The sequence below is a fragment of the Dyadobacter sp. OTU695 genome (assembly GCF_038440355.1).
Classification (GTDB): domain Bacteria; phylum Bacteroidota; class Bacteroidia; order Cytophagales; family Spirosomataceae; genus Dyadobacter.
Genome location: NZ_JASATN010000020.1, coordinates 51,297 through 65,604, shown reverse-complemented (window position 1 = coordinate 65,604; position 14,308 = coordinate 51,297). Strand labels below are relative to the sequence as shown.

General features: G+C 51.7%; 10 protein-coding genes. All 10 read left to right on the top strand.

Going from position 1 to position 14,308, the window contains the following annotated elements:
* The first annotated feature begins 141 nt into the window (after positions 1–141).
* The 10 genes from AAHB90_RS26770 to AAHB90_RS26725 all read left to right on the top strand — a co-directional run bounded on the left by AAHB90_RS26770 (position 142) and on the right by AAHB90_RS26725 (position 14,298).
* Positions 142–2,277 (top strand): fibronectin type III domain-containing protein, encoded by a 2,136-nt coding sequence (locus AAHB90_RS26770; RefSeq protein ID WP_342088305.1) that lies wholly within the window; start codon positions 142–144, stop codon positions 2,275–2,277.
* Positions 2,278–2,439: 162 nt separating this feature from the next.
* Positions 2,440–3,114 (top strand): hypothetical protein, encoded by a 675-nt coding sequence (locus AAHB90_RS26765; protein ID WP_342088304.1) that lies wholly within the window; start codon positions 2,440–2,442, stop codon positions 3,112–3,114.
* A 26-nt stretch (positions 3,115–3,140) separates the two neighbouring features.
* Positions 3,141–3,770, top strand: a complete 630-nt coding sequence (locus tag AAHB90_RS26760; RefSeq protein ID WP_342088303.1) for a hypothetical protein — start codon at positions 3,141–3,143, stop codon at positions 3,768–3,770.
* Positions 3,771–3,903: 133 nt separating this feature from the next.
* Positions 3,904–4,839 carry a hypothetical protein gene (locus tag AAHB90_RS26755; RefSeq protein WP_342088302.1) on the top strand — a complete coding sequence of 312 codons (936 nt, stop codon included), beginning with the start codon at positions 3,904–3,906 and terminating at the stop codon, positions 4,837–4,839.
* A gap of 51 nt (positions 4,840–4,890) precedes the next feature.
* Positions 4,891–5,475 (top strand): RNA polymerase sigma factor, encoded by a 585-nt coding sequence (locus tag AAHB90_RS26750; RefSeq protein WP_342088301.1) that lies wholly within the window; start codon positions 4,891–4,893, stop codon positions 5,473–5,475.
* Positions 5,462–6,790 carry a hypothetical protein gene (locus AAHB90_RS26745; protein WP_342088300.1) on the top strand — a complete coding sequence of 443 codons (1,329 nt, stop codon included), beginning with the start codon at positions 5,462–5,464 and terminating at the stop codon, positions 6,788–6,790. The genes AAHB90_RS26750 and AAHB90_RS26745 overlap by 14 nt, the downstream gene beginning before the upstream one ends.
* A 150-nt stretch (positions 6,791–6,940) precedes the next feature.
* Complete coding sequence (locus tag AAHB90_RS26740; protein ID WP_342088299.1) at positions 6,941–8,161, top strand: Gfo/Idh/MocA family protein; 1,221 nt, start codon at positions 6,941–6,943, stop codon at positions 8,159–8,161.
* Positions 8,162–8,202: 41 nt separating this feature from the next.
* A complete protein-coding gene (locus tag AAHB90_RS26735) occupies positions 8,203–9,186 on the top strand; it encodes an FAD:protein FMN transferase (protein WP_342088298.1) in 984 nt (327 codons plus the stop codon).
* Positions 9,187–9,411: 225 nt separating this feature from the next.
* The gene (locus AAHB90_RS26730) at positions 9,412–12,525 is read left to right on the top strand and encodes a SusC/RagA family TonB-linked outer membrane protein (RefSeq protein WP_342088297.1); all 3,114 of its coding nucleotides are present in this window, start codon (positions 9,412–9,414) and stop codon (positions 12,523–12,525) included.
* Between the two features lie 21 nt (positions 12,526–12,546).
* Positions 12,547–14,298: a RagB/SusD family nutrient uptake outer membrane protein gene (locus tag AAHB90_RS26725; protein ID WP_342088296.1), complete on the top strand. Its 1,752-nt coding sequence runs from the start codon at positions 12,547–12,549 to the stop codon at positions 14,296–14,298.
* The last annotated feature ends 10 nt before the right edge of the window (positions 14,299–14,308 follow it).

Below are 14,308 nucleotides of genomic sequence, written 5' to 3'. Positions count from 1 at the left end.
CAGATTACAGCGGGACAATCCGGGCTATTGGAGGCCGGGGATGACATTAATGCTTTTTTGGGTAGTATTTCAATTCAAAAAAACAGTATATCATGGTGACATTCCAACTTCGTCCTCACCCGGTTCCTCCCGGTTTTCTTTATGTATTTTAAAAACAGTATTTCAAAAGTCATTTCATGCGGTACATTGGCCTTATGGTCGCTGACTGTCTCCGCGCAGAATGCGGAACGCTATGCACCTACAGTATCACCCGACCGCATTGTGCTGAACGTTACGGCCGACCCGTCGACTTCGATGGCGGTCAACTGGCGGACTTCCGACGCGGTGCCTGCGAGTTTCGCCGAAATCGCGGTGGCGGAGGCCGATCCGCGTTTCGTGTCGAAGGCCAGAAAGTACAAAGCCCAAACGCAAAAACTCGTTTGGGAGGATACGCCGACGGCCAATTACCATTCCATCATTTTCGAAAACCTGCTACCCGGCACTAAATATGCGTACCGGGTAGGCGGGGAGCAGGGGTGGAGCGAATGGATCCATTTCACAACAGCCGGCACGCGCGATCAGAAGCTTTCGTTTATCTACTATGGTGATGTTCAGGTGAATATTGCTTCGCTATGGTCGCGCGTGGCGCGTGAGGCATATGCGAAGGCGCCCGACGCACGTCTGGCCATTTACGCGGGCGACCTGATCAACAAAGCGAACCGTGACGTCGAATGGGGCGACTGGTTTCGTGGGGGCGGCTTCATCCACGCCATGATCCCCGCATTTCCCACACCCGGTAACCACGACCATTTCGATACGCCGGAAGGCATTAATACGACGTCGGTATTCTGGCGGCCGCAGTTTACCCTACCCGAGAATGGCCCGAAAGGACTGGAAGAAACCTGCTATTATGCAGACGTACAGGGTGTAAGATTCATTTCATTAAACTCCGACCAGGTAGATGTTTCCGAAAAATGGACGCAGGTTCAGAAAGATTGGCTGGAAGGTATTTTGAAAAACAATCCCAATAAATGGACGGTTATCACCTTCCACCACCCGATTTTTTCGCCTAAAACTACCCGTGATAACAAGCGCATGCGCGAGACTTTCAAGCCGTTGTTTGATCAATACAAAGTGGATCTCGTACTGCAAGGCCACGACCATACCTACGCCCGGGGCATGGCCAATATCCCCATGGCGGAAAGGGGCGCTCAGTCGGGGACGATGTACGTGGTTTCCGTAAGCGGGCCGAAAATGACGGATTCGAATGTCGACAAGGCCGCTTGGATGGACCGTTCGGCCATTTACACCCAGCTTTTTCATGTGGTAAACATCGAAGGCGAAAAGCTATCATTTGATACCTATACCGCGACGGGCGAGTTGTACGATGCATTTGATCTGGTTAAGCAAAAAGGAAAAAACAACCGCATTGTAGAGCGCACACCAGCTAACGTAACCGATGAATTCCCCGCTGAAATCGTCAGGTTCAAGCCCTATGCCGGCAATCCGCTCTTCAAAGGGACCGGCGATCCGAAAACCTGGGACGAGAAGATCCGCGAACGCGGGTACATCCTGCGCGAGGGCAACAAATACTACATGTGGTACACCGGCTATACCAAAGCCACCGGCGACAGTATGAAGTACCTCGGCATGGCCACTTCCGACGACGGGCTGAAATGGAACCGCTACGCGAAAAACCCCATTCATAGCACATTGTGGGTGGAGGATATGTGTGTGTTAAAAGAAGGGAGCACCTATTATATGTTTGCCGAGAGCAAAGACGACATTGCGCATTTGCTGACATCCACCGACCGCATTCACTGGAAAGACCGGGGCGCCATCGACATCCGACTTAAGAACGGCTCGCCCCTTAGCAAAGGACCTTACGGAACCCCAACGATCTGGAAGGAAAAAGGCATTTGGTACCTCTTCTACGAGCGCAACGACGCCGCTGTGTGGCTGGCAACGAGCAAGGACCTCAAAATCTGGACGAACGTTCAGGACGAACCGGTACTGAATGCAGGTCCTGAAAACTACGATGCATTTGCCGTCGCATTCAACAAGATCATCCAGCACAAAGGCCTTTATTACGCATACTACCACGCTTCCGCGTTCAAAGACTGGCGCGAATGGACGATGAATGTGGCCGTGTCAAAAGACCTTATCCACTGGAAGAAATATGAAGGAAACCCGATTGTGGGGAACGATTCGTCGAGCGGATTTCCCGTGTTCGACGGCAAGCAATGGCGGTTTTACACCATGCACCCCGACGTACGGGTTTACTTTCCTGAAAAATAGAAAGCCTTTCGATGACTATTAAGCATTGTGACAGCCGTTGCAATGCTTTTTTGTTGAAATCCGAAAAAAAACGGCAATAATCGCCACGCTTGAAATAGCCATTCGTGTCTCTATTACTGGAATGCGAAAACGCTGCATTCACACGTCAATCAGGCACCGGTTATGAAGAGATATTTATCCATAGGTTGTTTCTTGCTGCTGGCGGCATGGCAGTTCGGTTGTTCGAAAAACAACCCGAAACCCGCACCTGAACCGGAGCCTATCCGCCTTGACCGCGATACAGTTTCCTCGTGGCTCGCAAGGAGCTCGTTTTACATTACCGACGCCTGGCGGTTTGCCGGTAAGGATTCGGTGGATATGTTCAAGGCGGATACGCTGCTGAAACTTTATGCCAATGCCGCATTCCTGAACTTCTACATCAGCAAAGGAGACGGACAGATCATGTTCCACGGTGGCGGAAGCCCGATCCCTAACACGGAAATACCTGGCAATGCTTTGACATTCAGTCTGAATATCCGGATATTCCTGCCTACGGAAATGAATTTGAAATGGAATGAGGAAATGGGCACGCTTGGCGTCGAGACGGCGAGAACGACCTCGTATTTCCCGATGATCGTCCCGGGTAAAAAAGGCTACCTCGAACCGGGCAGTTTCAATGTGAAAATGTCGATGGAACAGGCGAAAGCTGCGGTCGTCAAGCCTAGTCTGCGTTTTATTTACGAAGATGACGATCCGAAACTCGGTAAAGTGACCTACAAAATAACCATGAAACCAATGTACCAATACTACCGCGAACCCGGCCAGCAGGTGAGCGCAAAGTACGTGGTGTTTCCTTAAATAATTGATAATAAGTAAAATAGTATATGAAGATTTGGCTTGCCTGCGCCGTTGTAACGGTGATGTTGTTGGGATGTAAAAAGAAGGATGATCCGGGAGAGATAGTACCGCCTGAACCTGAGCTCAAAAAGGAAGATGTCATGACGAATCTGAGCTGGAATCCCTACCAAATAGCTGAATGGTACGCGGTGAGCGGGAAGGATACGACGTTTATGAAGAACGATCCTTACTATGGGGCTGTCATGAGATCCGTGTTTCTGATTTTTGTGGACGACAAGTGGGTGGATTATTATTTCGGTGAAAGCTTTCCCAACAAGGATTTTCTTGGAAAAGCCGAGACATTCAATTTAAGTATTGCCTGGTTCCGACCATTGCATATGAATTACGGTTGGGACGAGAAGGAAGGGACGATGTTTATGAAAGGTTTTGCACAGCCGGATGGCTTGCCGTATCTGTTTCCGGAAGGCGTTGAAATAAAGTTGGATAAAAAGGGGTACAATCGCTTGAAAACATTCGAGGAAGCGAAAGCCACGCGGACAACGGGAAATATGCGCTTTCACTACGAATATGACGGGAAAACCTACACGCTGTTATTGAAGCAAATGTGGGCCTATGCAGCAAGCGAGCCCAAGCGCCAATATTACGTTGTTTTTTAATTGATTGACAATTAGTGGTTATTTTATGAAATGTTGGCTTGCCTGCGCCGTGCTATCGTCGATGTAACTTGCTTCTGCCGTGGCAAAATGCTCCTAAACAGAACCTCTATGTCGCTTTTTGAAATTTAAAACTATGAAACCCCTCGCTCTGATAATAGTTTTGGCCGTGGTGCTTTCAGGTTGCAACGACCTGAACGACCTTCGTCCGCCCGATCCGAACCCGGAGATTCCCGAGGCTACCGTGAAAACGGTAAAGGACAAATTTCCCAAAGCCGAGGAACTTGTTTTCAAGCCAATTCTGGCAGACAAGATCTGGGAAGTGAAATTGAAATCGGATGCTGACCGCTATACTTCATTGGTGGATTATGGCAAAATGTGGGAGACATTCAAGGTATCGCCCGATGGCGCCCCCGCGGTATTGCAGGAATCATTGAAAAAAACGGCATTCGGTGACGGGATATTTACTAGCTATTCTACGGGGTATTTTGCTGCGGCCATTCCCAATAAGTTGATTTACAATTATAAAGGGGAGGATTATTCGTTTGAATGGACCGGAGTTAGTCCTGTCGGGGCCAACAGCTCGGCGGCATTTGACCCAATCCTGTACCGGATAACTACCTATGAAATAAGCGACTTGCCCGCGTCGGTAAAAGATACGATTCAGGGCACGCCTAATATGACGTTCATCAGGGGACATACATGGGTGCGGCTGGATGATTCGAAATGGTACTATGTGATAACCACTCAGAAAGTCGGCGACCGAAGCGAGGGCGTGCACCTGCTTTTTGACGATAAAGGCAAGCTCAGGTGGAGCAGCACCGCATTCACGCAGCCCGGTTTACCCAATGTCCCATCCAATATCGAGACAGTTCCTGCGGAGATCAGGCAATATCTGGACAGTCGCCCGGAACTCGCAGGTTATCAATTTGAAAGGAAGCTGGTCAATAATGTGAATGGACTGACGAGCTATTACATCTCGGTAACTGTCGGTGGCGTCTCAAGATGCCTGCTGTATTTCGACAAGGACTTCAACCTCTTGAATAAAACTTATGTTGTAGTATTATATTAATGAATAGTAATTAACTAAGTTTATACTAGTTCCTGAGCCAACGTTCCCTTAATGAAATTCTTTCTCTCTAAAAAATACGACAGCGTAACAAGCCTCGTGAAAGCCTGCCAGAAGCAGGACCCGAGGGCGCAGACCGTATTTTACGAGCGGTACAAGGCCAGGATGACGGGTATATGCCGGCGTTACGCACGGACCGTGGCGGAAGCCGACGATATCTTTCAGGACGCTTTTGTGAAGATTTTTAACAGTATCAGTGACCTGAAAGACCCCGAAGCCGTGGACGGCTGGGTGAAAGTGACGGTGATCCGGACGGCGATCAACTATTACAACCGGACGACCCGGCGCGAAGAGCTCCACAGCTCGCTCGACGGTGTGGAATGGCAGGTGGAATCGGACGATTACGTTCGGATGATCGACCAGATGAATGTTCGGGACCTGGTAGATCTTATCAATGAGTTGCCGGATAAATACCGGACTGTGATTAACCTGCACCTGATCGACGGCTATACACACACCGAAATTGGAGATATGCTATCCATGTCGGACGCGACGGCCCGGTCGCAGTTCATGCGAGGACGTAACCTGCTGATGAAAAAATTAGAACTTAAAGGAATAGTACATCATGAAAACTTCTGAGGACAAATTTAACGAAGCGCTGCGCGACGTCCTCAAACGCAAGTTTGATGACTATGAAGAGCAACCTAACCCAACTGCGCTGGATCGCATACGCGCCCGCGTAAAGCCTGCACGTACGGGAAAATATTGGTGGCTTACCGGTGCGTTAGTACTGATTTCGGTCTCCGGGATCTTGCTGAGCCGTTATGCGCGTGAAATCAGTGCACCGTTCGGTACTCCGGGCAAAGTACACGCGGATGTTGCGCATGAACCTGCTTCGGTGGAATCAGGCAAGGCAGGCAGGGCCGGAACGCTGGCGAAGTCTGTTGCCGAAGCGCCGGCTCGCACATCGGAGCAGGGGAAACTGGCAGTGAAAAAGCCGGATTTGCAGTTGGAACGAATGGTGAAAAGTGTTTTTGTGAATGACCCGGAAAGCAAACCGGCAGCGAATGTACATCATCCGCATTCCGGTAACACTCCGGGCGCCACTGTAAGCAGGGGTGAAAGGTTACCGGTTGCTTATACTGGTCAGGTAACGGCGGAAGAAACCGGATCCGGAACGGACGAAATGCATGCTGCAATGGCCGAGGAGATGCCTGCAATAGCAGACTCAGCGATGAATGTGGCGCCTTTGGAGGAACTGGCGTCGATACCGTTAAAAGATGTGCTGGTCCCGCTGCATTTGCGCGGAGTGGTCGCACCCGCTTACAAGCCCGCGAAGGTCATTGTGACAAACCCTGCACGGATTGCATGGCTTTTCAATGCGTCGGCGCTGCATTCATATCAGATATTGACCGTGCCGTCTTCGGCAGCGAAAGATTTTCAGAATTTCAATTTCCCGTTGCTGTTTACGGCGAGGTCGATGGGCTATAAGCTCAGCGGCGGCGTGGAACGGAAAGGTATTCAGTTGCAGCTGCATTTCAGCAGTTTCCGGCAAACCTACTCCTATGAGGTCGCCAACAACAACTACCTCGTGAAGCCCGACGATAAGGGCCAGTATCATACCGTGCGCCAGGGCGACCTCATCGAAGAAAATCGGAAATTTTCGATGCTCGGCGTTGGCATTGCGCGGCAGTTACGCTGGGGGCATTCACCGGTTAGCCGGTTCTTTGCCGCTTTCGGAGCGGAGTACTCACATGATTTGAACAGCAGCCAAAGCCTTGGCTGGGTCAGCCTGGGACTAGGAAAGCAATTTGCCGTGAGCCGAAATACTGCATTCAGCATTGGGCCCTATGCCGAGTTTAGTCCGGTGAAGGTTAAAGGTATCGAAAACCCGTTCTACTATCAGCCGTACCGTGTGGGGATTTCGGCGGGGCTTCGCTTCGTGAGGCCCTGAGTCGCTCACTGGTAAAGTCCCGGCAGCACACAGCCGGGACTTTTTTTATGCCCGATTTTTTTCTCTGGCCTTTTCATTTCGATCTGATTAAAAAATACTTACATTTACGGGCACGTGCCCGTAAATCATTTTCATACACGATTCCTACCCATGACCCCATCACTGACAACAAGAAGAGATTTCATCGCAACCGGCCTCGCCGCAATGGCAGGAGCCGGGTTTTCGACTGCCTTTTCACCCGCATTAGGGAAAGCGGTTGCACCTGTCGACAAGATTCGCCTGGGAGTCATCGGGACCGGTTCCCGCGGTGCCGGGCTGGCGACGCTCATCCGTGAAATGCCCGATTTTGAACTGATTGCCTGCTGCGATATTATTTCCGAGAACCTGCAAAAAGGAATGAGCCTCGCCGCCAAAAACGCAAAAGCCTACACTGATTACCGACAGCTGCTCGACGACAAATCGATCGACGCCGTGGTAATTGCCACACCGCTTTACCTGCATTACCCGATGGCCATTGCAGCATTGCAAGCTGGAAAGCACATTTATCTCGAAAAATCGATGACTTACGACATTCCGCAGGCCATTGATCTGGTGAAGAAAGTGAAGGCATCGGGCCTGGTTTTTCAAATCGGCTACCAATACCGGTATTATGGCTTGTACCATCGGGTGAAGGAGATCATGAAGGAAAACTGGTTGGGCAAGATCACCCATTTCGAGTGCCAGTATAACCGCAATTCGAACTGGCGGTTTCCGGTAAAAGACCCGAAAATGGAACGCGCGATCAACTGGCGCATGTACCGCGAATATTGCGGCGGCCCGCTTTCGGAGCTTTGCGCACATGAGATCGACGTCGTCAATTATCTGACGGACAGTCGCCCCGTTAAAGTGGTTGGCCTGGGCGGAATCAATTACTGGAAGGACGGTCGGGATACCTACGACAACATCCGCACCGTTTACGACTATCCCAATGGCGTAAAAGCGAGTGTGACCTCGGTGCTTTCCAATGCGTATAATGGTTATAGCATCCGCATTTTGGGCGACAAGGCAACAGTCGAGGTCCTCCGCGACAAGGCATTGATTTATCCCGAAATTACCAACAATGCCAAAGGCGTCGTAGATGGTGTCACCGGCGCTACCATTGCCGTAACCACCCAGGGCAAAGGTGTGGAAGTGAAGTTCGGGAAGCCCGGCGAAGAGCAGATGGAACCGACCGTATTCGCATTGAAAGACTTCGCCGAATGCGTCAGGAACAAAAAGGAACCCGTTTCCAATGTCGAAACCGGTCGCGACGGGTCCATCGCTATTCATATGGGCAATGCAGCGGCGGATACGGAGAAGGTACAGTACTGGAAACCGGAATACTCGGTCTGATGCGTTGGGGGCGGCATAGACGAAACATTTCAATGGGGTTCATGTGCTTTATAACGAGTGCATTATCTCCCGTCAGAAGCCCTGAGGCCCATCGGATTGTCGGAGAGGCGCAAGGGACGACCTATGCCATTACCTATTATGCCGGGCAACAATTGGTTTCAAAAATGCAGATCGACAGCATTTTCAAAAGCCTCGACGCGTCTCTTTCGATCTACCAGCCGGGCTCGCTGATCAACCGGTTTAATGCGTCTCAGGAAGGCATCGAAATGGATCGGCACTTTGCACGCGTCATCGACAAGTCTAAACAGATTTACTACGAAACCGCCGGGCTTTTCGACGTTACCGTTTACCCGCTCGTACGGGCGTGGGGCTTTGGGGCAAAAGCCGCAGGGCCGATGCCCGACAGCGCTGCCATTCGCGAGTTGCTTAGATGCGTTGGGTCGGATAAATTACAGGTCCGCGGGACCAGACTTTTGAAAGCTATCCCTTGCGTACAGGTAGATGTGAACGGGATTGCGCAGGGCTATTCCGTGGATGTGATCGCCGGATTCCTGGAAGCGCATGGGATTGCGAATTACATGGTCGAAGTAGGAGGGGAAATCCGCACGAAAGGCCGTAAACTGCCTGGTAATGAGCCGATGAAAATCGGTATCGAAACGCCGTCGCTGACAGAATTCGATGCGCCGGTGATCCGCGAGGTGATCAGCATCGGCGATGGCGCCGTCACGACCTCGGGCAGTTACCGCAAGTTCAGGGACTCGGGCGGAATGCGGCTTTCCCACATCATCGATCCCAAAACAGGTTTCCCCGCCAGTCGCGAGATCATTAGCGCGACCGTAGTGGCACCCGAAGCGATCACCGCCGACGGCTTCGATAATGCGCTCCTCGCCGCCGGCGTCGACGGAGCGTTTGAAATACTCCGCGCCCACCCGGAAATAGAGGCTTACCTGATTTACAAGAAGCCGGATGGCACGGTTTGCGATACCGCTTCTGCGGGGTTTGGGAGGTTTTTGGGAGGCCAATGATCCGCGTTCGCTTTTCGAGAACGTTATCGGTATTATTTTCGGCTGTTATCATGGATACCTATTAAATTCATTGTAACATTGTTATAAATCAAAATTAAATACTGCCTGATGCTAAAAGTGCATCATAAATAACCTCGCAGCCGCATTGCGAGGAACGGGCTGCCATGTCTGGATTTTGATTTGCTTTCCTCTGAAAATCCATTTTCAATTCCTAACCATAATCTTATGTATGTAAAACTACCAACCCACCCGTGGGCCCGTATGCTCATCCTTTTGGCGTGGCTCAGCCCGTTTTGGCTCTATGGGCAAAATCTGAGGGATGTTACCGGCGTGATCTCCGACAGTCTGAACAAGCAGGGCCTGCCCGGCGTGACTGTCGTGGTAAAAGGCACTCAACGAGGTACTACCACTGATGCCGACGGCCGGTACGCCGTCCAGGCAGCAGCGTCGGATGTGCTGACATTCAGCTATGTAGGTTATGTAACGAAAGAAGTGGCGGTGGGCAACCAGTCGGTGATTGAAATAGCCCTGCAACCGAGCACGAATGCACTCGATGAACTCGTGGTGGTGGGGTATGGAACCATGAAGAAGAGTGACCTCACCGGCGCGGTGATCCGGATCGATTCGAAGACATTCAAAAACCAGCCGATGACCCAGCTCACCGATATGCTCACGGGAACCGTCGCTGGTTTCAATGCCAACCAGGCAACTTCGGCGGCTGGCGGAAGTTCGTTGCAGATTCGCGGACCGAAATCACTGACGGCCAATTCCAGCCCAATGGTAGTCATGGACGGGGTGATCTTCAATGGCAGCATCGCGGACATTAACCCTGCCGACATCGAAACGATAGACATTCTCAAAGATGCGAGCTCTGCCGCCGTTTTCGGGGCAAGGGCCGCGGGAGGGGTGATCCTGATCACAACCAAAAAAGGTGCGACGGGCAAGCCGGTGATCAACGTCTCGGCCAATGTAGGCACGGTGCAGACTGCGAATGATTTCAAACCGTTCGACAAGGACGGCTACCTCACTTTCCGCCGCGACCTGCTGCGGGCGACGAATCCCGACCGTCCTTCTTTTTACTATGACAATCCGGGTACGCTACCGGCAGGCGTTTCACTGGAACAATGGCGCACTGCGAGCAATAATCCGCAAGCCGACAACACCCAGGAATGGCTGAGCCGTCTACGTTTTTTTCCGATCGAAACCGAAAATTACCTCGCCGGGAAAACGGTCGACTGGTACAAGGAGGTGATCCGGACCGGTTTGCGCCAGAACTATGACGTCAGTATCGGCGGCGGCTCGCAAAACGTCACGTATTACTGGTCATTGGGTTATCAGAACAATGAAGGCATCTTGCGGGGCGATAAGTTTTCGACCATCCGCTCGCGCCTCAATGTCGATTTTAAAGTGACCGACTGGCTCAATGTGGGAGTCAACAGCCAGTTTGCCGACCGCGATGAAGGCACCGTTCCCGCGAACCTGCCACAGATGTTCATCATGAGCCCCTACGGCTCGATGTTCGATGAGGATGGCAATGCAATGTGGTATCCCAACAGCTTTGCCGTGGCCAATCCGCTGATCAATTATTATGGTCAGGAACGGATGAAGAAAGTAAATACGCTCTTTGCTTCCCTCTACGGAAAGATCAAGTTGCCATTTGGATTTGACTACAAAATATCTTTCCAGCCCCGCTACGAAGCTTCGAAGGACTACAATTTCTGGTCTTCCAATACGCTTGACGGCGGCTCCACGCGCTCGGGCGGGTATAGTACGCGTGCGGATGCGTCCACGTACGAGTACATTCTCGACAATCTTTTGCATTGGAACAAGCAGTTCGGCGTGCACCAGTTCGATGTGACGCTGCTTTACAGCGCCGAGCGGAACAGGGGTTGGTATTCCAGAATCGCAAACCAGGGTTTTGTACCGAATGAAAACCTGGGCTTCCACGGCTTGCAGTACGGCACCAGCCCGGCCATGGAAACGAACGATACCCAGATTACCGGCGACGCGGCCATGGCGAGGCTTAATTATACATTGTTCGATAAATACCTGATCACCGCGTCAGTCCGCCGCGACGGCTTCTCGGCATTCGGTACGAAGCAGCCGAGAGCAGTTTTTCCCGCCGCCGCGGTGGCCTGGAAAATCTCGGAAGAGAAGTTTTTCCATATTGATTTTGTGAGCCAGATGAAGCTCCGGTTGTCGTGGGGCGTGAACGGTAACCGGGATATCGGGGCATATTCGGCGCTTGCGCAGCTGCTTTCGGCCATGTATTACGATGGTACCAATGTGCAGGTAGGCGTTTATAACACTTCGCTCGCCAACCCGAACCTGGTTTGGGAGAAAACGAAGTCGATCAACATCGGTATGGACCTGAGTTTGTTTAAAAACCGCATCGACCTCAGCATGGAATACTATGATATGACGACGACAGACCTGCTAATGAAGCGTCTTTTGCCCGAGATCACCGGTTTTAAAGACATTACCACGAACCTGGGCTTGCTGGGCAACAAGGGTTTTGAAATGACGATCAACACGGTCAATACCGAGCAGGCGAATTTCTCGTGGCGCAGCGGGCTGGTATTTTCGTTTAACCGAAACAAAATCAAACGGTTATTCGGCGATTACAAGGAAGAAACGGTAGATGGTAAAACCGTCCGCACCGAACTTCCCGACTATTCCAACGAATGGTTTCCCGGCCAGCCCATCGATAGGGTGTGGAATTATAATGTGACGGGCATTTGGCAAACCGCAGAAAAGGATGCGGCGGCAGTTTACAAGCTGCAACCCGGGGATTTCAAAGCTGTGGATGTGGATGGTAACGGCAAATACGAGGCATTGATGGACAAGCAGTTTATCGGATACCGCCAGCCTCGTTTCCGGATTGGTCTGCGAAACGAGTTTACATTCTGGAAGAATTTCACTGCGAGCCTCTTCCTGCGAAGTGAACTGGGCCATATCGCTCCCTTCGCCGAAGGCCTGCGCACAGGCGGCTCCGACACCTATGACCGGCGCAATACCAACGATTTCCCTTACTGGACGCCCGAAAACCCGGGCAACGAATACGCGCGGCTCAACACCAATACCAATGTGTTCGGAGGGGGTATCAAGGTTTATAAGAAGCTGTCGTTCCTGCGCGTGCAGGACGTGAATGTGGGCTACTCATTGCCGGCCGATATTTCCAAAAAGCTGAAAGTGAATAGCGTGCGTGTGTTTGCGTCCGCACGTAACCTGCTCACTTTTACCAAGTGGCCGGGCTGGGACCCCGAAGCCTGGGATACCGACGGAAATAACGTTCCCATGCCCAGGAATTTCACAGTCGGACTCAACCTCTCATTGTAAACAGCCATTCATCTCAGCATTATGAAGAATTTCAAATACCTCATAGCATTTGCTTTGCTCATCAGCCAGTCGGCCTGCGACAAGGATTGGCTGAAACCGGAGCCGTTGTCGTTTTTCAGTCCGGAGAATGTATTTGTGGATAAAGCGGGCATGGAGGCGCTGCTGATTACCATGCGGAAAGACCTCAAAAACGAGAGTACCGGCACGATGCCGAACCTGACGATGGAATTTGCAGCCTCCGATCTGGCATCGCCCTGGTCGCAGCTCGATTTTTACAACCTCACGCCCAATACCGACCAGTACTACCGCTTCCTGACAATGTTTACGGTGATTTACTCCTCGATTAAAAACTGTAATGTGCTGATCACCCGGATCGACGACATTAAATGGGCGTCGGAGCAGGAGCGGAATGCGATCCTGGCCGAGGCGCTGTGGCACCGGGCTTACTGGTATTACCGCCTTGTGAATTCCTACGGAGACGTGCCGTTTCTCAGCGGAGAAATACAGGAGGCGAAGCTGGATTTTCAAACGCACAGCCGTTGGACAATTCTGGAAAAGATCAAAACAGATGTCGAGTTTGCGGCGGAATGGCTGCCTGTAACGGCCAAATCTGGCGTGATCACGAAAGGCGCGGCGAACCATTTGCTCACTAAAATCTACCTCGCGAACCTGGAATACGACAAGGCCATTGAGGCAGCCAATAAGGTGATCAACGGCCCATACGCATTAATGACCCAACGCTTCGGCCTCGACGCCACCAAAGGCTACCGGAACCTGATCTGGGACCTGCACCGTGCCAAGAATTTCAGTATTGCGCAGAACACCGAGACCATTCTGGCGTCCATCGATCGTTATGAGGCGCCGCCGGCAGCCCGTTCGGCAGGCCTGTATACGATGCGGCTCTACAATTGTCAGTGGTTCCAGCCGCAGGTGCTCGACAGCCAGGGCAAGCCGGGAATGGTCGCAAGCGGGCCTATGTACGATTCTTTGGGTAGGGGTAATGCAAATATCAGACTGACAGGCTTCTATCAGTATGATATCTGGTCGTACAAGGGTGCTAGCTGGCGCAACACGACCGACCTGCGCCGCGCGGATATCAACTGGGTGGATATTCACGAATTGAAATACAACAACCCGACCTCCGTCGATTTCGGTAAACCGATCAACACCAAATTCCTCGCCGCACAGGTGGATACTTTCAAACACGTGTACGCGATGCCGCATTACATTATGTACAACCCGCAGGATGACCCGAAAGCGACGCCGATGGGCGGCAATGGCGACTGGTATATTTTCAGGTTAGCCGAAACCTACCTGCTGCGGGCCGAAGCCTACCTTTGGAAAAACCAGCCCGCATTGGCTGCTGCCGATATCAATAAGGTACGCGAACGGGCGAAAGCATTACCGATTACAGCAGGCGAGGTGAGTATCGACTTCATCCTGCACGAGCGTGCGCGGGAGCTTTTTGCCGAAGAACCGCGGCATTCGGAGCTGGTGCGCATTTCCTACATCATGGCCAAAGCCGGCCTGAATGGGTACAGCCTCAGCAATTTCAGCGAAAAGAACTACTATTTCGACCGGGTGATGAAGTACAATAATACCTACGAAAAGAAGATCCAGCTCCTGGGCAATACGGCCAATATGGCACCATTCCATGCGCTGTGGCCGATTCCCTCGCTCGTGATTACGGCGAACACCAAAGGGGTGATCAACCAGAATGTCGGGTACGACGGGGCCAACCGGAATGTGCCGCCGCTGACGAAAATTGAGTAGGGGACTGATT